Raw genomic sequence first — 23055 nt, forward strand, 5'->3', positions numbered from 1 at the left:
ATTTATTCCGGGAAGAGGTTCGTCACCGCCTCGTAATGCAACTCCGAAGGTGAACCGGTCAGCATCCACATATGATAATTTTCAACTCATTATCAGGTAAGCCTTTTATCCCCTCCGCCTTCAAATGAAACGTTTCACAATGTTTAATTATGTTAATTAATGATTAATTTTTCGCTACTTTTTTGTTAATAAACCTTAATAAAAACGTTTAATTAACTTTAATTTCATGACAGCACAGGACAGTTGATAGCTATTAGTAAGTAAATTAGTTGCTCAATTATCCACATTATGAGAAAACACATTTACAAAACATCTTGTAGCTATAAGCTATGTGGTTTAGTCTTAACGCTGCTCTTATTCACAAATTTTGCTTTTTCGCAGGAGAAGACCGGCATCATCAAGGGAAAGGTAACCGATGAATCGGGGCCTTTACCGGCGGCTACTATTATTATTACCGGTACAAGCACCGGCACTCAAACGGATGCAGATGGCAACTACACTTTTAAGGTTGCGCCCGGCTCTTACAAACTTAAAGCATCTTACATTGGCTTTCAGGATGTAGAGAAGAGTGTTACCGTGGTAGCGGGCCAGCCTTTAACAGTCAATTTCAGCATGACCGCGAATGGTCAGCTGGATGAAGTGGTGGTCAGTTACGGTAAGCAGTCGCGCAGGGAAATTACCGGCTCTGTTGCAACTGTGGAATCGAAAACCCTGGCAGATATGCCGGTCATGCAATTCGGCCAGCAGTTGCAGGGCAAGGTAGCGGGCGTGAATGTAATGCAGAGCAGCGGCCAGCCTGGTAGAGGAATTTCATTCCGCATTCGTGGCGCCGCGTCGCTTGCTACCGGTTATCAACCCTTGTTCGTGATTGACGGTATGCCTATTACCGGAAGTATCAACAACATCAACCCGGACGAGATTGAATCGTTTACGATCCTGAAAGATGCGTCGGCAACTGCCTTATACGGCTCACGGGCAGCTAACGGGGTCATTCTGATCACGACAAAACATGCAAAGGCCGGCGACAGTAAAATTGATTTTAGTGCCAATTATGGCTGGCAGAAATTGATGCAAAACCGTATCCCGAAGGTGATGAACGGTACGGAGTGGGGCACGTTTATGCAGGAACGTTTTGAAGACAAGGTAAAATATGAAAATTTAAATCCTGCCTCGATACCGGCTGAGTACCAGGGCGACATGACACGCTACGGCGAAGGTACCGACTGGCATGACCTGCTGACGCAAACCGCGCCCATCCAAAGTTACAGCCTGAGCCTGCTCTCCGGCAAAGAAAGATCATCGTCTGCGGTAGTAGCAGGGTATGAAGAACAGGAAGGGGTGGTCATCAATACAGGTTCAAAGCTTTTTTCACTCCGGTATAACCAGGCTCTATCATTAGCTAACAATAAACTGAAGGTTGGTTTCAACATGTCGTCCAGCTACCGCATGGACCACAACAACAGGCTTCCGTCAGACGGCATAGAAGGATATTATGCAAAGATCCTGGAATCCAGTCCGATCCTGAATCCTTATAACGAGGACGGGAGTTACAGGATCGGCGCTTCTTCGCCGGGTATGACATCGTATGTAAATCCGTTGGCGCGGGTAAAGGAAAGCCAGGACGACTACAAGACCACCCGCATCCTGGGTAACGCCTATGCAAATTATACGGTGTTGCCTGGACTGACCCTGAAAGCCAATCTGGGTATTGACAAGGGCGCTGAAACACGGAACCAGTATCTGCCCCAGGTTGCCATCAACACATCGCCCAATCTGTCTGTCCGGTCAACTGCCATCAGCTCATCGGTGGATAATTATTCATATACCGGGGAGGCCTTTGTGACTTATGAGAAGACCATTAAAGACCACCACCTGGAGGCCCTGGCAGGTTATGCCGTGCAGAAATTCAAAGAGGAAAGCAATTCCATCAGCGCAACAGGCTTCCCGACAGATGAAGTGCATTATATCAGTGCCGCGTCGGAGATCACTGCCGCATCCGGCGGTATGACACAATACTCTATGTTATCTGAAATCGGGCGGTTAAATTATAGCTACAAAGGGAAATACCTGTTGCAGGGCTCGGTTAGGCGTGACGGGTCATCAAGATTTGGCGCGGACCGGAAGTTCGGCTGGTTCCCGGCGGTATCGGCAGGCTGGATCGTAAGTGACGAGAAATTTATGGAGCGCTTTAAAGTGGTTGATTTTCTGAAGCTGCGGGCCAGCTATGGTGTCACCGGCAACAATGACTTTGGCAATTTTACCGCCATGTCTTCCCTGAACAAATACAATTACATGCTTAACGGGGCACTGGTACAGGCGCAGACTATCGGAACACTCGGCAATTCGCAACTGTCCTGGGAAAGAAATAAACAGCTGGACCTGGGAATTGACGTAGCGCTATTGAACAACAGGATCTCGTTTACATATGGCTATTACCGCAAAATGTCTGACGGACTGATCCAGGTCAGGCCCATACCGAGAGCCTCCGGGTTTTCCAACATTCAGTTCAACATCGGCCAGTTTGAATTTTGGGGACATGAGCTGACGGTTACGACCGTGAACACGACCGGCAACCTGCAGTGGACAACCAATGTCAATGTTTCCTTCGAAAGGAACCTGATCAAAAATCTGGTTGACCCGGGCTATATCCGCAGAAATACCGGGGTTTTATCTGATTATTATAGAAATCAGATCGGCCACCGCCTCGGGGAATTCTACGGGTTTGTGCACTTGGGTTTGTATAAAGATGAGGAGGACCTGGCCAATTCCGCCAAATATGAATCGGGTTCCAACTATTCCGCGGTAGGTACGCTGAAAATGAAGGATATCAATGGCGACGGCGTGATCGATAACGAAAACGACAGGACCTTCATCGGTGATCCCACACCAGACTTCACTTTTGGTTTGACCAACAACTTCAGCTATAAAAATTTTGATCTGAGCATAACGATGGCCGGACAGGTGGGCGGCGATCTTCTCGCTGCCAGCAGATGGGCATATCTGACCAATATGGACGGATCGAGGGTGCCGCTGGCCGCAGTGGCAGACCGCTGGCGTTCTCCGGAGAACCCCGGTTCAGGTATATATCCGCGGACTTTAGTCAATACCACCGCCATCGGCCGCTCTGTAAACTCGCAATGGATAGAGAACGGCAGCTACCTTACCGCAAAAAACATTGCATTGGGTTACAGGTTTAACCTTAAAAACAACCTGATGCTGAAAAATCTGAGAATCTATGCATCGGTTCAGCAGGCATTTATCATTACAGGCTATTCGGGCTATAACCCCGAAATTTCTTTAGGCGGCGGCGATGCGGCGGCTGGCCTTGGCGTGGACGAAAATGCCTACCCGGTACCAAGAACATTCTCAATAGGGTTTACCTCTACTTTTAAATAGTAACAGACATGAAAAAGATATATATACTGATCGCGTTTCTTGCATTGGCAATAACGGCCTGCAATAAAGACTATATTTCATTATTAGAGGAAGACACCTTACCCGCGGCTAATTTTTTTCAGACCGATGAACAATTGCAATCGGCAGCCATAGCAGCCTATGTTCCGCTCCGCGACGTTCTCTGGAACGACTTTTTCGCGTCGGAAATGCATGCGGACAATACCCATTACCAGCCTTCACCCAATAACAGGGGATCAGCCAACGTATTCCGGGAAAGTGGGGCAGACTGGAACAATGAGCCCACGAATGACTACATCAATTCTATTTACTTTCACTGCTATACCGGTATATCAAGAGCAAATATCCTGATCGGGCGCATACCTGATGCGAAAAGCGCCACCGAAGCCGGCAAGGCAAAAGCAGATGGACAGGCCAAGTTTATCAGGGCGCTGAATTACTATAAGCTGGTGCGCCTGTTTGGTGGCGTTCCGCTGCATCTTACGGAAGTAACCAATGCAGAGGAGGCCTTTTTACCCCGGGCAAGTGTAGAAGAGGTGTATGCGCAGATCATAGCCGACTGTAAAGATGCGATCGCGGAATTGCAGCCCCCTGCCAAGTTTCCGCAAAGCGGAGAAGCAACCAAAGGTTCTGCAACGGTATTGCTGGCGGACGTATATGTCACTTTAAAAAGATACGAAGAAGCGGAAACGCTGCTGAATACCCTGCCGGCAATGGGATACAAGCTGATACTGACCGGCTATGCCGATGTTTTCAAACCTGCCAATAAAAATAAAGAAGAGTCTTTGTTTGAGGTGCAGTACCAGACAGTGACCGGCAATGGCAATCAACCTAATACATTCCCGCAAGCCTTCCTTCCAAAAACAACCAACACCACCCTGATCACGGGCGCTCCATCCAGCAACACGGTGAGCACCGGGGGATGGAACAAACCCGTTCAGGACCTGATCGATGCCTATGAACCGGGAGATGAGCGTCTTGACGCATCTATCGCTATCGCGGAAGGTACTTATGATGACAGCTATGTGATGACATTGTCTGCCAATAAAAGCGTGTTAGGCTATGTCCCCGCTCCCAATAAAGTAGGGCAGCCGTACATCAAAAAATACCTGGACGTGCCATTCATCACAGCAGGCAGCTCCAGCTCCAACTGGCCGATCTACCGGTACGCCGAAGCGCTCCTGCTGCTGGCGGAAGCATTGAATGAACAGGGCAAATCGCCGCTGACACCGTTAAACGCCGTGCGAAACAGGGCCGGGCTGGGGAACATTACAGAAACCGATAAAGAGGTGCTGCGGGATATTATTTTTCATGAAAGAAGGGTAGAGCTGGCCTTCGAAAATAAACGCTTTAATGATCTTCAGCGAAACCCGAAGGGCCTAGAAATCATGAAGGCCTATGCCATCAAGGCAAAAGCAACATATCCCTTATTATCACCAACGGCATTCGATATCCAGGCTTATAAATTCCTGCTTCCGATCCCGCAACCGGAGCGTGGATTAAACCCGGAACTGACACAAAATCCCGGATATCTGCCATAAAGAAACTTTTCAGATATGCATAAAAAAACAAAAATAGGGCTGGCCATCGTAGCCATAGCATTGCTGCCATTTGCAAAGCTTGCCGCGCAGGAAAGGCCCCTTGCTATCGACTGGCATAATGTGGTGGCGGTGTCCAAAACCACACCTACGCTGCAGGTGGTTTACAATCCTATGCTCCGCGCAAATTCGCCCATTCACAAAGCCTCGTTTGAGGCGTTGAAAAAACTGGGCGCCGATCATGTGCGCTATGTACCCTGGTACCCGTATCCCAAAGCGGCCGTTGCAGAATTGAAAGCGCCAACAGCCACCGAAACTTACTGGGATTTTCAGTATGCGGACCCGCCGCTTGCAGATTTTATGGAGGCGACCAAAGGACATTCCCCCGTCATTAATTTCAGTACCATACCAGTATGGATGTTTAAAACGGATCGCCCTGTGCAATACCCCGCTGATCCCGATCTGCCGTTCTGGGGGTATAATCAGGGCAGGGAACTTCGCGATTCTACCGGCAAGGAAGTGGCAGACTACTTTGCAAGGGTATTCAGCTGGTATACCAAAGGCGGCTTTACCGATGAACGGGGTACATTCCACAAATCCGGGCACAATTACAACTTCCCTTACTGGGAAGTTTTGAACGAGCCCGACCTGGAACACCGGATGTCGCCACGCCTGTATACCAGCATTTACGACGCAGTTGTTCTGGCGCTTAAAAAAATATCACCCGAGACGAAGTTTGTCGGCATCTCTGTAGCCCTGGAAAACGATCCGCAGTGGTTCGAGTATTTCCTTGATCCGGCCAACCATCAACCAGGTGTGCCGCTGGATGGTATTTCCTATCATTTTTACGGCCGGCCTGCTTCGCTGGATCAAAGTATCGACAGCTATCAATACTCATTTTTCGACCAGGCCTACGGTTTTCTGGACCGTGTGCGCTACATTGAAAATATCCGCAAGCGGCTGGCGCCGAACACCTTTACCCACATCAACGAGATCGGTTCTATTCTGCAGAACAGGGACTACAAAGGAGTGATCCCCGATGGGTACTGGAACCTGTCGGGCGCCATGTTCGCCTATCTTTTTGTGGAACTGAGCAAAATAGGTATTGATGTAGTGGCTGAATCGCAGTTGGTAGGCTATCCCACCCAGTTCCCCGATGTAACGATGATCAACTGGAAAACCGGGAAGCCCAATGCAAGGTACTGGATATTGAAGCTGATCAAGGATAACTTCGGGCCGGGGGACAAGCTGGTTACCACAAATTCCTACAACCCCCATCTTGCGGCCCAGGCATTTATAACCGCTGATGGCGGTAAAAAGCTGTTGCTCATCAACAAGGTCAATAAGCAAATCGATATCAAGCTTCCTGCGATGGACGGAGCCGCGCTGCAAACCGTAGATGTAACAACCGGCGACAACCCGATAGCCGCCGGCCAGGTTAAGGGGGATACTTTCACAGTAAAGCCTTTTGCGGTTACCGTTATCAACATTAAAAACTGAAACTTTTATAAACACACACGTTATGGAATTTTTAAAGACAGGTTTGAGCGCGATGTTAGCGCTATGCATTTCGGGAGTAAGCTGTGTTTCCACTGCCCCGAAGATGCATACGCTGAATATCAAAAGCACAAAAGAGCTGAAGGAGTTCTTCAGGTATAAAGGGAAAAACACACCCGTTATCAGCGGCCACAGGGGAGGTATGGTCAAAGGTTTTCCCGAAAACAGCATTGAAACTTTCGAGAATACGCTGCGGCATACGCCTGCCTTTTACGAAATAGATCCACGTTTGACGAAAGATAGTGTGGTGGTGCTGATGCACGATGCAACACTTGACAGAACGACCAATGGAAAAGGCAAAGTGTCTGACTACACCTATGCGGAACTGCAGCAATTCAGATTAAGAGACCCTGAAGGCCATGTAACAGATTACAAGATCCCTACGCTGAAAGAAGCTATTCTCTGGAGCAGGGGCAAAACTGTGCTGAACCTGGATAGAAAAGATGTTCCGCCAGAAATGACAGCAAAAATCCTGACCGAATGTAAAAACGACATCATCATGATCACTGTTCACACAGCGGAGCAGGCGAAATTCTATCATGATTATAATCCAAACTGGATGTTCTCTGTTCTGGTGAAAACAGAAGAAGCTTTTGCGGAATACGTGGCTGCCGGAATCCCGTATTCGAACATGATGGCTTATATAGGCCCTGAAAACAAGCCGGAGAACAAGATATTATTGGATATGCTGCATGCCAAAGGCGTAATGGCCATGATCTCGGCGGCGCCTACCTATGATAAGCTGCCCAATGCCGCGGAGCGTGCGGAAAACTACAGAGAAACTTTTGCCCAGGGTGTGGATGTACTGGAATCTGATTTGCCGATTGAAGTATCAGAGGCGATTAATGATAGAAGATAATCTTTCTCATCACAGACAACCTTTAAATTACAACCAAAATGAACAAAGCAAACTTAATGCTTAAAAAGACCTTCCTGTGCTCAGGTCTGCTATTTTGCCTTGCAGCATGCAAAAAGCCCCAGCTGGATCAGGAAAAGGCCGGCGCCCCGGAATTTTTATCAACAGGACCTCAATTGTTGCTGGCCAATAACAATCCCTTCAACGTCATGTCCTTCAACATCAAGCACAACAGCCCGGCTGATTCTCAAACCATTTTCGAGCGCCTGCCTTATATGGTCCAGATCATTGCCGACAATGCGCCGGACATTCTGGGTGTGCAGGAATTTTCCGGTAATGCATTCCAGCCCATGTTCAGAGCGGAAATGGCGGATTTGGGTTATGATGAATATTTTAACAGGACGACTGAGGTGGTTGTGCCCAAAGCCATTTTTTTTAAAGCAAACCGCTTTACCATGCTCGACAGCGGTACGGTAATACTGCCCAGCAACGAGGAAGTTGTCAATTCCGCTACCTGGGTGATCCTGCAAGACCAGATCACCGCAAAAAAATACTTCATCAGCAACAGTCACTGGTATTACAAATTGCAGGATATCAGGATCCAGGGCGCCAATACTCTGGTAGATGCTATTGAGCTGCATAACACCGAGAATCTGCCAGAGATCGTGTTTGGCGATTTCAATGCTGAACCCGGCTCCACTGAAATCGAAGTTCTCAAGGACGGCCTTGGCGTTGTAGATGCACTGAACGAAGAAGGCGATACCTATCATCGCTGGACTGGCGTTGGAGTTAAGAAAATCGACTGGATCACCAGTACCAGGGACATGGCCTTTACGGGCGCCACCATTATCAAGACCAGCTTTGATGGCAACTGGGCTTCAGACCACTGGCCGATCATGGCTACATATATTCCCGCAATATTCGGACCTGCCGTCACCGATAATGTTGGTATAAGCGGCAATCCCGCCACAGTCTACTCTTTTGCAGATATAAATGGTGACGGCAAAAAAGATAAGATCTACTGGAACAAGGTCTTCGATAACGGTAATCCCCGGGTGTATCTGTCAAACGGCAACGGCACATTTTCCGGCACGGTGGTCCAGCATCCTGCCGGAGCATCTACACTGGCCAGCACCAGGTATTATTATGCCGACGTAAATGGTGATGGAAAGGAAGATGAAATTGTATGGGACCCCACCCAGAACTCCGGCCGTACCAAAGTATTCCTGGCTACCTCCAATGGTAATTTCAGCTCAACTGCTATCAATAACCCTGAAGGGACCAGTGGAAACGCCGCTACATTGTTCAATTTTGCAGATGTGAACGGCGATGGAAAGGCGGATAAAATATACTGGAATGCGACATTTGATGGAGGCCATACCCGTGTTTACCTGGCCACATCAGGTGGCAGCTTCAGCCCCACTGTAGTATCAGGATCAACCGGGTCCAGCACCACGGCAGGCACTAAATTCTGGTATGCCGATATAAATGGTGACGGTAAAGCAGATAAAGCGTTATGGCATCCTTCGCTCAATTCAGGCAAGGTGATGGTATACCTCTCGGACGGCGACGGCACATTTACGGCTTCCGCAGCATACAGTGATTCCGGTGCTTCCAGCGGGGTGGCCTCTACGGTATTCCATTTTGCCGATGTGAACGGTGATGGCAGGGCCGATAAAATATACTGGCGGCATAGCGCATATATAGGCAAACCAAAGATATACTATGCCGATACAGAATTTAAAGGCCCGATCTACTCGCTGAGGGGTACCTCCCAAAGTGTTAATACCGACCTTTTCTTTACCGATATCACCGGTGATGGCAAAGCGGATATGGTTCGCTGGAATTATGCGGAGTACACCGGGGAGTTGAGAAACTATCTCGCGAATTAGGTCAAATCAGGTCAGGTTACTTTGGTGCCACTTTCTTGCTACCACTGAACATCTGATAAAAATCAAAATGCCGCGCAGATCGTGCAATCTGCGCGGCTTCTGCCGGGTAGGGCTGCACCGTTTCGACAGCCACCAGATCGCCGCCAACGTGCCGGTGGTGCAACGGGTGGGCAGCTCGCCAAATGAGTTCAGAAATTCCAGCAATTAAACCTACAGCGACATAAACTACAGAAATATGATCTCAATCATTTTGATTACACCAGTAAAGTGTATTTTTGCTTTCCGGAATGAACATCCTTTTCAGATATATCGCCGTATTTTATGCACTCGCACTGCTGATGGTGAAAACCATGGCGCTGCCTCTCATGTGCCTGGAATACAATATCAACAAGACTTTCATCGCTGCCAATCTTTGCGAGAACCGCGACAAACCGCTCATGGAATGCCACGGTAAATGCCACCTTTCCAAACAGATCGAACGCTCCGGCGAATCCCCCGATCCGCAAAGCTCCAAAACCGGCATCAAATCCGTTTCCTTCGACATTTACGAATCCGTCGACGTGCTTGAACTCGACGATGTGGATGTATCCTTCCTCACTCATCAGTCCTTCCAGGACAACAGATCCGCTGCCGGCCATGCGCACGGCATCTTCCATCCTCCGGCAATAGCCTGATCTCACTAAATAATTCTTATGTGCCGCAGGACTGCCTGACCGCGCACATGCTGCTTTTCATTGCATTCTCTCAACACAACGTCCGCTATCACATGGCACGACTGTTTTGTGCCGGATTGAATCCGATTACCGTTTCGTGCCCGTTCCGGTACGCGGCAAAAAATCGGTATGATCCGGCGCCCGGAGAGTGCATGTCCATACCCATCCATTTCAATATAAACGCAAACATCTTACATGAAAAAGTATATACTTTCCGCCGCCACCGCTGTAGCTCTCCTTTCCGCCTGTTCCAAAGATGACGACAAAACCGAATATGCGGGTAAAGCTACGCTGACCTTCGATTCCCGCGTAGGCACGGAAGACTTCGCACTGAACAAAGATTTTACGATCAATAGCCGCACCTATCAATTCACCGCCTTCCGTTACTGGATCAGCAACGTTGTGCTGGTACGTGTGGACGGCTCCGAATACGAGGTACCGGCTTCATACTATCTTATCGAAGAACTGAACAAGATCGCGGTACAGGATGGTGCTTTCGAGTATCCCGCGAAAAAACGCGAAGACGTGACGCTGTCCGATATTCCGCTCGGTGAATATAAAGCCGTTCGTTTCTCCATTGGCGTTGATCAGCAGCATAACGACAACCTCGCGCTGCAGGCCGGCGAACTGTCGCAGCTCAACGGCATGACCAACGTATCCTGGATGTGGCATACCACCTAATCTTCAGCGCGCTGCACGGTAAAGTGACCGAAGGCGCCACCACAAAGAACATCAAGGTAGAAACCGGTATGAACGCCAATTTCAAAACATTGACACTGCAACTGCCTTCGCCGGTGAAAATCAGCTCCGCTAAACAAACCACCATTTCCTTGCAGGCGGATGTTGCCAAACTGATCGACGGCGTGGACCTTATCACTACCCCGATCATTGGCGCTGCACAAGCTGAGGCAATGCAGGCTGTGGCCAGCAATTATGAAACCAGGGCGTTCACACTGAAATCCGGTAAATAATCGCATGGCGCGTCGCTTCATAAGACATTTCTGGTTCGCCAGCCTGTGGGGTTTGCTGCTCTCCTGCAGCAAACCCGGCAGCGAGCCGGCGCCCGTTGCCGCGTTCCCGGCCGTACCGGCGAATTTCCCAAGCATGCCGGCGTTCCCGGATAATCCTACCACGAAAGATGGTGTAGCGTTGGGGAGGAAGCTGTTTTTCGATACCCGGCTATCCGGCAACAACCAAATTTCCTGCGCAACCTGTCACCGTCCGGAGAAAGCGTTCAGCGACGGAATGGTGTTTTCCAATGCAGGCATTACCGGAACGCCACTGCACCGGCACACTCCCTCGCTGATGAACATGGCCTGGATGAATAGCGGGCTGTTTTGGGACGGAGGCTCCACCAACCTCGAATCCCAGGCATTCGCGCCGCTTGCCGCTGCCGATGAGATGCACCAGAATCTCGCCGAACTGATGGCTGAACTGAAGAACGTGCCCGAATACGTCCGGCTTTTCAGCGAGGTGTTCCCGCAAGGTATTTCCCAGGCAAATGTCGTGAAGGCGCTGGCGCAGTTTCAGCGGTCGCTGATATCTGCGGGTTCCCGGTACGACAAGTATGTTCGCAAAGAGGCTGGGGGCGTGCTGTCTGCCGCCGAATTACGCGGGATGGAGATCGTCCGGCAGAAATGCCAGGGCTGCCATGCCGGTGAGCTGTTTACGGACAACGGGTATCATAACAACGGGCTGGATGAGCATTTCGACGCCGGCCCGCTGGAAGGGCTCTATCTCGGCCGTGGCCGGATCACCTACCTGCCTGAAGACGAAGGGAAATATAAAACCCCTACGCTCCGGAACCTCGCATTCACCGCGCCGTACATGCACGATGGGAGGTTTGCCGACCTGCGCACGGTGCTGAACCAGTACAGCGAAGGCACCAGGTCATCAGCTACGCTCGATGAACGCCTGAAGCCGGCGCCGGGCATATCAGGCATCCCGCTCACTGCCGGCGAAAAGGACGACATCCTCGCGTTCCTTCAAACCCTTAGTGACAGCACATTCATCAATTCATTTAACTGAAAACCGACACAATCATGAAACGGATAACCACATTTTCGACTTTCGCACTGCTCACCATGTTGAGCTTTGCATCCTGCAAAAAAGACAACGATACCATCCCGCCCGCCAGCGACGAACTGGTGCCGCTCTCCATAGAGTTTGACAACATCGTGGGCGGACAGAACCTTCAGCTCAACACTGGTTCCTATAAAAATGCCGCGGGCGAGTTCTTCAGCGTCAACATATTGCAATACTTCATCAGCAATATCAGCCTGAAGAAAGCAGACGGCACTGTTTACACCATTCCCCAGGACAGCAGTTACTTCCTCATCCGCGAAAGCGACCCCGCCACGCGGTTCGCTAAAGTGAAAGTTCCTGAAGGCGAATATACTTCCCTGACCTTTGTGCTCGGCGTGGACAGCCTGCGCCATACCATGGACCTCAGCCAGCGCAAAGGCGTGCTTGATCCGGCCGGCGGCATGGAAGACGGTATGTATTGGGGCTGGACGATGGGATATATCTTCTTCAAGCTGGAAGGCACATCGCCATCGGCCCCTGTTGATCCTGCAGGTATCCGGAAGTTCCGGTATCATATCGGCGGCTATGGCTCCCCGTCGTTCAACAACATCAAAACCATTACGATCGATCTCAATGCAGGCGGCATTGCCAAGGCGCGCAAGGGACGCGAGGCCAACATCCACCTGATGGTGGATATCTCGAAGTTCTTCACCGGCACCGAAACGATCAGCATCGAACAATGGCCGATGGTCATGCTGCACGAGTACAGCATTAAAATGGCTGACAACTACGCCTCCATGTTCCGTCACGACCACACTGAAAACTGATTTTTATGAATAAAAGATACTGGCTGGTCCTCCTGCTGTTCGGCGCAGTCCTGGCCTGTTCGAAGAAAGCGGCCGAGCTGCCGGACAAGATATTTGAAACGTTCAAACGCCCGTCGAACTTCCCGGAACCTGCCTATCATTTCAATACAAACGCCATCACCGAAGCGAAGTTCGAGCTGGGACGGAAGTTGTTTTATGAACCGCGTCTGTCCAGGAACAATACCATCAGTTGCGGTTCTTGTCACATCCAGACGGCCGGCTTCACCCACCACGGCCACGATGTAAGCCACGGGGTCGACGACCGCCTTGGCAGCCGCAATTCCCCCGCTATCATGAACCTTGCCTGGGGAAAAAGTTTCTTTTGGGACGGCGGGGTAACGGACCTCGATCTGCAACCCATCGTGCCCATCAACAACCCGGTGGAAATGGACGAATCCATCGATAACATCATCACAAAGCTGAAGGAGCATCCGCAATATCCCGGCCTGTTTAAAAGGGCCTTCGGCAGCGAGGAGATCGATACGGACAGGATCATGAAAGCACTGTCGCAATTCATGGTGATGCTGGTGAGCGCCAATTCCAAATATGATAAAGTGATGCGCAAAGAGAACAACGAACAGTTCAGCGAAGCTGAAGCCCGGGGATATGCGCTCTTCAAAACCAGTTGCGCGGGCTGCCACAAGGAGCCGCTGTTCACCGATGAATCGTATCGCGACAACGGCATCGGCGCGGGACCGAACGATGATCCCGGCCGTCATGGCGTTACCCGTCAGGAGGAAGACCGGTACAAGTTCAAGGTGCCCAGCCTGCGGAATACCGCCTACACCGCACCGTATATGCACGATGGCCGATTTCTGAACCTCGACGCCGTGCTGGAGCACTATGCGGAACTGGTGAAGAATACGCCCAACCTCGACCCGCTGCTGAAGCAGGGCGCTACGCCGGGCATTCCGCTTACTACCGCTCAACGCAGCAACCTGCTGGCGTTCCTGAAAACGCTCAATGACGAGCAATTCGTCCGCGATCCAAGGTTCGCTGAAACGTACTGATAAATATGAAAAATGATCATGATGAAAAGAATATCCATTCTCGTGTTGCTGACCACGTTGACGCTCTCCACTTTTGCCTGCGATATCTGCGGTTGCGGCGTGGGGAGCTACTACATCGGTATCCTGCCCGAGTTCAGCAAGAAGATCGCCGGCATCCGGTACCGCTATAACACTTTGCGCACCCACATCGGCGCAGGCGGCGCCATTACTTACCTGACCACGGAAGAAACCTACCGCACCGCGGAGGTTTGGGGCGGCTGGACCATCGGCACCAGGTTCCGGGTGATGGGCTATGTGCCTGTCAGCTTCAACGAAAAGCTCAACCAGGGTATCACCACCCGCCGTAACGGATTAGGAGACGCCGGCATACAAGGCTTCTACCAGCTATTCGACAATCGCCGAACGGTGGGCCGCAAACTGCTGGTGCATTCGCTCTGGCTGGGCGGCGGCGTGAAACTGCCTACCGGCAGGTACGACGCGGCGGAAAAGAACACCGGCACAGAGAGCGCCAACATCTTCCAGCTTGGCTCCGGCAGCGTGGATTTTACTTTCAACGGGATGTACGACATCCGCCTGCAGGACGCCGGGATCAATATGGCCGCCAGCTACAAAGTAAACACCCGCAACGGAGAAGACTACCGCTATGGCAACAAGTTCAGCGCCAATGCGCAGGCGTATTACAAGTTCCGCATCCGCGATTTTGTAACCATAGCGCCAAACGCCGGCGTGATGTACGAGCGCGCCGGTGAGGATGACGATGATGGTTTTTCCGTGGACGTTTCCGGCGGGTATGCGCTGCTGGGCACCTTCGGCGCGGAGGTCACCTTTAGCAGGATCGCTGTAGGGGCCAACTTCCAGGCGCCCATGTCGCAGGATCTGGCCGGCGGTTTTGTGAAGGCCAATAACCGCGCGATGGCGCATATTTCCTACATTCTTTGATTTTTTCCGGAACTTGCGCTCCGGAGGAACATTATCATGAAGATGACCAAAGGGTCCAGAATTGCAGTTATTTCACTGGTTACCACTACGGTGCTGGGAATCGTTCTGTTAGCCGGATATATCATCCGGAGCAGGAACCAGTTGCCCGTCCTGGGCGAGCCCGGCCACCGTGCGGGGGCGTTCGCCTTTGTGAACCAGGCCGGCCAAACCATCACCGAACAGGACGTTGCCGGAAAGGTGACCGTCGTGGAGTATTTCTTCACAACCTGCCCCGGCATCTGCAAGCTAATGAACCGTAACCTTGAGCGGGTGTACAAAACCTTCCACGATCAACCCGATTTCATGATACTATCGCATACCGTTGACCCGGAAGCCGATTCCGCTCCGGTGCTGCAGGCTTATGCCTCTGGCTTCGGAGCGGAATCCGGTAACTGGCAGTTCCTGACCGGCAACAAGGATTCGCTCTACCGGATGGCGCGGCAGGAATACCTGCTATCAGTGGAGGATGCAGGGAAAACAGGCACGGTAGACGATTTCATCCATACCCAGTACGTTTGCCTGGTTGACAGGGAGCGCAGGCTGAGGGGGTTTTATGATGCGACGGATAGCCTGAGTGTTGCTGCTTTGATCTTGGATGTAGGCAGACTTTTGAAGTAGTTTCTTGCTGCTTCTTACAGGCAATGTTTTAATCAAGTTCAGCAATTTCCCACACTTTTATTGTATTATCGCCCGAAGCTGATGCAATGTATCTTCCATTGGGAGTGCAAGAAACTGATATTGCCCATTCCGGGTGACCTGCTTGTGTGTAGATCGATTTGAAAGCAGATGTTTCTAAAACAGTAATTGAACCGTCATACGAACAGGCAACAAGGTGTTTCCCGTTTGGGAAATAAGCTACAGCGCTAAGTTCGTCTGAATGTTGAAATGTATGAAGTAGTTTACCGCTTGAAGTTTCCCATACTTTAAGCGTGCTGTCTTTTGAACAAGAGGCAATATTTTTCCCGTCAGGGCTGTAGGTGACGGACAAAACAAAATAAGAATGTCCCGTTAAAGTTTGTACCAATGTTCCGCTGGATACGTCCCATATTCTAACTGAATTATCCCGCGAACCCGAAGCAATGTATTTTCCGTCCGGACTGTACGTAATAGTTCTTACAGGTTCTGTATGTCCTGATAAAATTTTTACCAATGTTCCGTTTGAAGCATTCCAGATTTTTATAGTGTTATCATACAGTCCCGCACTTAAAAAATTCCCGTCAGGACTATATGAAACTGCGCCTATCAAACCGGTAATTCTTGTTATTGTCTGCAATAAATTTCCGCTTGATACGTCCCATATTTTTATCGTTTTATCACCCGAGCCCGAAGCAATGTATTTTCCGTCAGGGCTGTATGCCAGTGCTCCAACCCAATCAGAATGTCCTGTGAAGGTTTGAACGTTTCTGCCACTTTCTATTTCCCAGATTTTGACCGTCTTGTCCCCTGAACCCGATGCTACGTACTTTCCGTCAGGACTATACGATACTACAAGCACTGGCATTGAATGTCCTGCAAGTGTGTTTGTTAATTTCATATTTATGCTGTTTTGGGAAAAACCTGATAAACAAAGGCAGACAAAGAAAATAGCTGCTATAAATTTCCTGTTGCGTACATTATTTCCTGTTCTGCAATTTTTCATGGTGCAAAACTATTGGATATCTACTTTATATTTGCTATCACTTACCTTTTGGAAAGTAACTATTGAAAATGAGTTTAGTTCGTAACAATAAAGAAAAAGCCAACTGCACCGAAAGGATACTGGCATTTAAAGATTCCATTGAGTTGTTGAAAGGCAAGTGGAAACTCTACATTTTACAAATGCTTTCAACCTCTGAAACCATGCGGTTTAAAGACCTGCAAGAAAATGTTGTTGGAATAACGCCGAAAGTCCTGTCAAAAGAATTGCAGGAGTTAGAACAAAACCTGCTGATTACAAGAACGGTCAATAACACAAGACCTGTTACTGTTTCTTATGCCCTTACAAAACACGCCAAAGAAACCGAGCCTATCATAAACGCTTTAATTGACTTTGGGGTGAAACACAGGATGAAAATAAAAGAGAAATGATTATCATTCGGTTGGCAATCGGATGGTAACTTTAAACAATATCAAAAATCTTCTTTAAAAACAACTTTAATGACTACGATTGAAAAACAGATAATAGACACGTGGTTCATCAATCACCGGACTAATTTAATGCTCATCAACTCCCTAACAGAAGAAGCATTAAATTATACTACCTCAAAGCGCGGCGGTGGAACTATCGGACATCAACTTGCCCACATTTATAATGTGAGGTTCTGGAAACTTGAGAAATACGACAAATCGTTGATTGCCGATCTTACAACAATTACGGAAAATGACACCAAAACAATTTCAATGCTTAAAGACTGCCACGAAGTTTCAGCAGCACTTATTGGTAAAATTTTAGAGGCAGGAATTGAAAAGAATGGAGAAATAAAGGGTTTCAAACGGGGTGTCGTTCCTTTGCTTGGTTATTTTATTTCCCACGAAGGACATCATAGAGGCAATATTTTATTGACGCTAAAAAATTGCGGCTTTAAAATACCTAACGAACTTAAATATGGAATTTGGGAGTGGAACAAAATATAAAACCAGCATCACACGTCATGCAAATTTCAAACCCATATATGCACCTGGCCCAATCACTCCGCGGTCTCATAACGGCCGCCCTCACTACGCTCTCATTCCTCGCCCAGGCCCAACACCCCATTTGGGAAATCGGGAAAAACGACAACACCAGTAAAGACATGGCGCTCGGCCCCACCAGCTACAAAGATTTTCTACCCCATGATTTTGGCTGGGAAGACCGTTTCTACCTGGTGGGCCGCAGCACCCCTGAAAAAGACTGGCCCTATGTACTTGCGGGCCCCAAAGATGCCTGGGGCGGCACCAGTCCCACTGCCGGCATCCGTACCCACCACGCAAACGTCGTGTTTGGACTTGAAAACACCCCGCCCAACGGCAATTACAAACTGGTAATCGATCTGTTAGGCTACCAGCACATCACGCCACCCTGGCTGAAGATCACTGTAAACGGTGAGGCTTTCCTGGAAAAACTGACCCAAAAGCCGAAGGACAACACCATCACAGGAGATCTGACCGGCGCTACAGAACACCTCATCGAAATACCGCTCCCGTCCCGCCTGCTAAAGAAAGGCGGTAACGAAATCGCCTTCACCATCCTGGAAGGCAGCTGGCTGGTGTTCGACCAGGTAAAGCTCACCGGTCCCGCAGGCGTGAAGCTTATCCACCCTGGTAGCGTCTTTATAAGAAAGGTAGCACCCGCCCCATACGAACTCGAAGCAACGGGCGTACAGCCGTTGCTGGTACACGCAGAACACCTCGGCGGAAAACCGGTGCTGCAGGTAAAGCTGGATGGCAAGAAAGTATTCAGCCAGCGCCTGGACACGGCGGGCTATTTATTTGAAGTACCCATGCCCGCGGTAAAAACCGCGCAACAAAGCCGTTATGAAATTTATGCCGATGATGTACTGCTGCAAACAGGCAAAGTGGACCGCGCGCCACAGAAAAAACAAACGCCTGCCGACTATGTAGACACCAGGATGGGCACTGCCCATTCGCGCTGGATGATAGCACCCGGCCCCTGGATGCCCTTCGGCATGGTGAAACTGAGTCCCGACAACCAGGACCCGGGCTGGCAGGCAGGCTACGATCCCATCTATGAAAGTATAGGCACCTTTAGCCATATACACGAATGGACAATGGCAGGCTTGGGCACCCTGCCCGTGAACGGCCCGCTGAAAATAAAAGAGGGCGGACAGCGCAGCCAGGGCGACGGCTATCGCTCGCAAATCGATAAATCGACAGAAAAAGCACCCCTGGGATCGTATGAGGTGATGCTGAAGGACTATAACATCAAAGCGGAACTAACGGCTACTACACGCTGCAGTTTTCAACGGTACACCTATCCGAAGGCCGCCGGTTCCAGGATCATGATAGATCTGCAAATCCCCGCGGAATACCGTTATGACCTTAAAGACGTTACCCTGCGCAAGTCGGGCGACAGGCGCATTGAAGGAGTGAGCCGCCAGTTCACCGCCAACGCCTGGTCGGGCGATGTGAACCAGGATTATAAAGTCCACTTCGTGATGGAATTCGACAGGCCGATCCGGAAGTTTGGCACCTGGATGAACGGGCAGATAAGCGACCAAGACATTGTTTCCTCCGGCCCGTTGAAAGACGCCGGCGCGTTTGTGGAATTCGATACCAGGGATAACCCTGTGGTACAGGTACGTACGGGTATCTCCCTCGTAAGCCTGGAGAACGCGGCGCTGAATCTCGAGCAGGAAATTACCCGGCCCTATGGATGGAGCTTTGACCAGGTGCGGCAGGCACAAATGGATACCTGGAATAGGCTGCTGGACCGTGTGAAGATCGAGACAAATGACCGGCAGGAAAAAGTGCGTTTCTACACTAACATGTATCGCGCGCTGGCCAGCCGCAATACCTGGAGCGATGTAGATGGCAAATGGGTAGATGCTTTTCAGCAGGTACAACAACTGAAAGATACCACTGCGCTGGCGCTGGGCTGTGATGCATTCTGGAACACCTTCTGGAACCTGAACCAGTTCTGGAACCTGGTTACGCCCGAGTGGTCATCGCGCTGGGTAAAATCGCAACTGGCCATGTACGATGCCAATGGCTGGCTGGCAAAGGGCCCTGCAGGAATGAACTACGTGCCGGTGATGGTAGCGGAGCACGAAATTCCATTGATCGTAGGCGCCTATCAAATGGGAATAAGGGACTTTGATGCGCAGAAAGCATTTGAGGCGATGAAGAAGATGCAAACTACGCCGCCCGCCAAAGTTGGCCTGGGATATGCCGGCAACCGCGATCTTGTTACTTACCTTGAGCACAGGTTTGTGCCCTTCGACAAAGGACGGTTCTCCAACACACTGGAATATGCATACGACGATTGGGCGGTATCGCAAATGGCGAAAGCACTGGGCAAACATGAAGAGGAGAAGTTATTTGCAGAACGGGGAAGCTATTGGCGCAATGCCATTGATACGGCTACGGGCTATGCAAGGCTAAGAAAGTCTGACGGCAGCTGGATGGAAAATTTTGATCCTTTTAAATCAGGCGCCAACAAACATTATGTGGAAGGAAACGCCTGGCAGCTCACATACTTCGTACCACAGGACGTGCCTGCGCTGGCGCGTGAAATAGGGGAGGACCGGTTCATTGAACGGCTTTCCTGGGGCTTTACCGAAAGTGAGAAACTCCGCTACAATGCGCCGGGTGATCAATATTGGGATTACCCGGTTATCCAGGGTAACCAGCAGTCCATGCACTTCGCCTTCCTTTTCAACTGGGTAAAACGGCCATGGCTCACACAGCAATGGAGCCGGTCCATCATAGACCGCTACTACGGTACCGGCCTGGCAAACGCTTACCTGGGCGATGAAGATCAGGGCCAGATGAGCGCCTGGTTTATTATGGCGGCGCTGGGACTGTTTCAGACAGACGGCGGCTGCAGTACCGAGCCGGTATATGAGATTGCCAGCCCGCTGTACCCGATGGTAACGATTGACCTCGGCGGGCAATATGGGCGCGGCAAACAGTTTGTAATAGAAGCCAAAAACGTATCGAAACACAATAAGTACGTACAAAGCGCCATCCTGAACGGTAAGCCGCTGCAGTCCTTCCGGTTTCCGGCTGCCGAGTTGCTGAAGGGCGGGCGGCTGACGCTGGAGATGGGAGATGTGCCTAATATGGAATGGGGGATTGAATGACAACTGACTTCATGAATTTGGAATATCCCGTTAAAATGACCGAACACAAGATTGATATGAAACTCTCTTCACAAGCAGAAAACATCCTGGCTCAAATCAATACTGAAACCAGGCTGGGAGACCTGCGAAAAATTGCAAGTGAGATTAAAAAAGACCACGGACTGGCTTTGGAGCTTTGGTCAACAGGTCAGTTTTTACACCGGCAACTGGCAATTTTGATCATGGACAAAAAACAACTTTCACAAGAACTCATTGACAAACTGGATAAAGACATTAAGCAGCATAGTGAAGATGAAAGACTTCAACTAATTGACTGGTTAATGGCAAACCAGCTTTCCAAAGACAAAAAGACTATTTCATTAATGGAAACCTGGGAAAACAGTCAATCTTCACTACAAAGACGGATTTTCTGGTATTACCATGGACGTTTACGTTGGGTTGGGCAAACACCACCACCAAACAGCGAAGAACTGCTTTCTAAAATTGAAACACGTATCGAGAAAGAAGTGCCGGAAGTCCAATGGGCAATGAATTTTACTACGGCGCAAATCGGAATTTTTGAAGAAAAATATCGTTCGAGATGCATCGCTCTTGGAGAGCGGACAGGCTTGTACAAGGATGAAATAGTTGCTAAGAATTGTACGCCTAATTATTTGCCCAAATATATAGCCATACAGGTGGATAAGCTGAAAAATAAATAGAGCGACTGCAATTTATTCGGTGGCTAAGCCACAGTAATTACGGATATTTGAAGGGTTAACCGGCAAACTCTAGTTCGATGAAAATAACTGCCAGAATAAGAAAGAAGTTTATGATGATTGCGGCACTCCTCTGCAATCTTTCTATACTATCGGCTCAGAGCCGGCAAGACTATAAGGCATACCATCGGTCGATTATTAGAGCTGAAGAATTAATCGTACAAAAAAAAGCTGCTGCTGCACTCGATACTTTTTCAAAAGTTTTTGAAACCTATAATTTTATATTCCTTAGAGATTATAAAGTTGCCACGGAGTTGGCCTTGTATTTAGGCGACAAAAAAAAGGCTTTCCATTTCCTCAGGATGGGCATATTAAGCGGATGGACATTAAAAGAAATCAAAAAAGAGAAGTTTCTGGCGTCTTTACGAAAGGATAGAGAATGGAAGGATGTAAAACGACAATATGACTCCTTACATGCAAAATACTGGAGTAAGCTTGACCTGCAGCTGAGGAAAGAAATACATAAGATGTTCAAAGATGACCAGTATCTGGCCTTCGCTAATCTGTTTAAAATAAGTCGCAAAGGCAAAGAAAGATTGCTTCATAAAAAATTCATTCCTCAAAGTGAGCGGCAAATGGCAAAGCTGAGGCGGATAATAGAGGAGAGGGGATACCCCGGTGAAATGATCATTGGTAACAGTATGTGGATGTGGACGATTTTAAGTCACCATAACTCTATCTCACCAGCATATGAACAAAAAGATACCTTATATCTATCCATGAAACCATTGTTGAGAAAGGCCATTCAAGAGGGTGAGCTGTCGCCTTATGACTATGCTGTGATCGAAGATTCGTATGTGGTCGTAAGATCAGATCATAAAAAGGCTGCTTATGGATACCTCAATACGCTCTCAAAGAGTGAGATCTCCATGTCAAATAAACTGAGGGCTTATATCGGAATGCGCACTGTGGAAACCAGGAATTCATTGATAGATATAGAAGAACAGACGGGAATGGATTTTTATTTGACCGGTAGTTTTTGGGAGATCGGGAAAATAGTTCCTAAGGAAAAGGATTGACTGTTATACTACCATTATAACAGCTTACGGTAGTATTAATTCTTTATGTAAATAGTATATATGCAACTGTATACGAGTTAATATGAAATAGCTACGATTTAATCTGACAGTTAGGGTTAATTTTAAGTAACCACACATTCAATCAACCCTTTAAAACTGCCAGACATGAATGTAGCAGCTAAGTTAATCAAAAACAAGGTAGGCTTACTCAGACTAGCCGAAGAATTAGGAAACGTATCCCAGGCATGCAAAATATTCGGTTATAGCCGGGATAGCTTTTACAGATACAAAGAACTGTTTGATGAAGGAGGCGAGGCAGCCTTGCAGGAAATCAGCCGGAAGAAGCCCCTTTTAAAGAACCGGATTGAGCCTCAAATTGAGACAGTTATTATCGCAATGGCCACAGAGAACCCTGCTTATGGCCAGCTCCGGGCTAGCAATGAACTTCGCAAGCAGGGTGTTTTTATTTCACCAGCAGGTGGACTGGTAAGTATATATTGTTATGCTGGCTGTAGCCTATGGAGAAAAGAGCTACTATTGCCGTACTAAGTGTAATTAACAGGAGATAATGTACAAGTGCATTTTCCCAATAGCTGCCAATCAATTTCTGGCGTGTGGCAGTTATAGGCCAACTAGAGCGCTGATATCG

Annotated in this window: 20 protein-coding genes and 1 pseudogene; 20 read left to right on the forward strand and 1 reads right to left on the reverse strand. The window is 49.1% G+C overall.

What is annotated here, in order from left to right; translation table 11 throughout:
- Positions 1-288: 288 nt before the first annotated feature.
- The 14 genes from CCY01nite_RS24065 (at position 289) to CCY01nite_RS24120 (ending at position 15467) form a co-directional block, all read left to right on the forward strand.
- Complete coding sequence (locus CCY01nite_RS24065) at positions 289-3396, forward strand: SusC/RagA family TonB-linked outer membrane protein (protein WP_146867126.1); 3108 nt, start codon at positions 289-291, stop codon at positions 3394-3396.
- 8 nt (positions 3397-3404) lie between these two features.
- Positions 3405-4955 (forward strand): RagB/SusD family nutrient uptake outer membrane protein, encoded by a 1551-nt coding sequence (locus CCY01nite_RS24070; protein WP_146867127.1) that lies wholly within the window; start codon positions 3405-3407, stop codon positions 4953-4955.
- Between the two features lie 15 nt (positions 4956-4970).
- Positions 4971-6452 carry a glycosyl hydrolase family 39 gene (locus tag CCY01nite_RS24075; protein ID WP_146867128.1) on the forward strand — a complete coding sequence of 494 codons (1482 nt, stop codon included), beginning with the start codon at positions 4971-4973 and terminating at the stop codon, positions 6450-6452.
- A gap of 22 nt (positions 6453-6474) precedes the next feature.
- Entirely contained in the window at positions 6475-7368 is an 894-nt protein-coding gene (locus CCY01nite_RS24080) for a glycerophosphodiester phosphodiesterase family protein (RefSeq protein ID WP_222614488.1), read from the forward strand.
- 206 nt (positions 7369-7574) lie between these two features.
- Positions 7575-9257 (forward strand): FG-GAP-like repeat-containing protein, encoded by a 1683-nt coding sequence (locus CCY01nite_RS24085; protein WP_246130034.1) that lies wholly within the window; start codon positions 7575-7577, stop codon positions 9255-9257.
- A 67-nt stretch (positions 9258-9324) separates the two neighbouring features.
- On the forward strand, positions 9325-9465 hold the full coding sequence (locus CCY01nite_RS26680) for a hypothetical protein (protein WP_186831239.1): 141 nt from the start codon (positions 9325-9327) through the stop codon (positions 9463-9465).
- Between the two features lie 79 nt (positions 9466-9544).
- Positions 9545-9931, forward strand: coding sequence for a hypothetical protein (locus tag CCY01nite_RS24090; protein WP_146867130.1), 387 nt, complete (start codon positions 9545-9547; stop codon positions 9929-9931).
- A 234-nt stretch (positions 9932-10165) separates the two neighbouring features.
- A complete protein-coding gene (locus tag CCY01nite_RS26800; RefSeq protein ID WP_222614489.1) occupies positions 10166-10651 on the forward strand; it encodes an MbnP family protein in 486 nt (161 codons plus the stop codon).
- A complete protein-coding gene (locus tag CCY01nite_RS26805; RefSeq protein WP_222614490.1) occupies positions 10636-10941 on the forward strand; it encodes a hypothetical protein in 306 nt (101 codons plus the stop codon). The genes CCY01nite_RS26800 and CCY01nite_RS26805 overlap by 16 nt, the downstream gene beginning before the upstream one ends.
- A gap of 4 nt (positions 10942-10945) precedes the next feature.
- The gene (locus CCY01nite_RS24100) at positions 10946-11998 is read left to right on the forward strand and encodes a cytochrome-c peroxidase (RefSeq protein WP_146867131.1); all 1053 of its coding nucleotides are present in this window, start codon (positions 10946-10948) and stop codon (positions 11996-11998) included.
- Between the two features lie 14 nt (positions 11999-12012).
- The gene (locus CCY01nite_RS24105) at positions 12013-12822 is read left to right on the forward strand and encodes an MbnP family protein (protein ID WP_146867132.1); all 810 of its coding nucleotides are present in this window, start codon (positions 12013-12015) and stop codon (positions 12820-12822) included.
- A gap of 5 nt (positions 12823-12827) precedes the next feature.
- The gene (locus tag CCY01nite_RS24110) at positions 12828-13871 is read left to right on the forward strand and encodes a cytochrome-c peroxidase (RefSeq protein ID WP_146867133.1); all 1044 of its coding nucleotides are present in this window, start codon (positions 12828-12830) and stop codon (positions 13869-13871) included.
- Between the two features lie 18 nt (positions 13872-13889).
- On the forward strand, positions 13890-14810 hold the full coding sequence (locus tag CCY01nite_RS24115) for a transporter family protein (protein ID WP_246130035.1): 921 nt from the start codon (positions 13890-13892) through the stop codon (positions 14808-14810).
- A 36-nt stretch (positions 14811-14846) separates the two neighbouring features.
- A complete protein-coding gene (locus tag CCY01nite_RS24120; protein ID WP_146867134.1) occupies positions 14847-15467 on the forward strand; it encodes an SCO family protein in 621 nt (206 codons plus the stop codon).
- A 28-nt stretch (positions 15468-15495) separates the two neighbouring features.
- On the opposite strand, the gene CCY01nite_RS24125 is transcribed toward CCY01nite_RS24120, so the two are convergent.
- Positions 15496-16383 carry a WD40 repeat domain-containing protein gene (locus CCY01nite_RS24125; protein WP_186831240.1) on the reverse strand — a complete coding sequence of 296 codons (888 nt, stop codon included), beginning with the start codon at positions 16381-16383 and terminating at the stop codon, positions 15496-15498.
- A 173-nt stretch (positions 16384-16556) separates the two neighbouring features.
- Here CCY01nite_RS24125 and CCY01nite_RS24130 point away from each other — a divergent pair, with 173 nt between their 5' ends.
- The 6 genes and pseudogenes from CCY01nite_RS24130 to CCY01nite_RS24155 all read left to right on the forward strand — a co-directional run.
- Positions 16557-16916 (forward strand): winged helix-turn-helix transcriptional regulator, encoded by a 360-nt coding sequence (locus CCY01nite_RS24130; RefSeq protein ID WP_146867136.1) that lies wholly within the window; start codon positions 16557-16559, stop codon positions 16914-16916.
- Positions 16917-16985: 69 nt separating this feature from the next.
- Entirely contained in the window at positions 16986-17462 is a 477-nt protein-coding gene (locus CCY01nite_RS24135) for a DinB family protein (protein WP_146867137.1), read from the forward strand.
- 17 nt (positions 17463-17479) lie between these two features.
- A complete protein-coding gene (locus CCY01nite_RS24140; RefSeq protein ID WP_246130036.1) occupies positions 17480-20629 on the forward strand; it encodes a GH92 family glycosyl hydrolase in 3150 nt (1049 codons plus the stop codon).
- A 35-nt stretch (positions 20630-20664) separates the two neighbouring features.
- Complete coding sequence (locus CCY01nite_RS24145; RefSeq protein ID WP_146867138.1) at positions 20665-21330, forward strand: DNA alkylation repair protein; 666 nt, start codon at positions 20665-20667, stop codon at positions 21328-21330.
- Positions 21331-21407: 77 nt separating this feature from the next.
- A complete protein-coding gene (locus CCY01nite_RS24150; protein WP_146867139.1) occupies positions 21408-22406 on the forward strand; it encodes a hypothetical protein in 999 nt (332 codons plus the stop codon).
- A 165-nt stretch (positions 22407-22571) separates the two neighbouring features.
- Positions 22572-22886, forward strand: a pseudogene (locus CCY01nite_RS24155) (helix-turn-helix domain-containing protein); the annotation flags it as partial.
- Positions 22887-23055: the final 169 nt, after the last annotated feature.

The sequence above is a fragment of the Chitinophaga cymbidii genome (genome assembly GCF_007992715.1).
Classification (GTDB): domain Bacteria; phylum Bacteroidota; class Bacteroidia; order Chitinophagales; family Chitinophagaceae; genus Chitinophaga; species Chitinophaga cymbidii.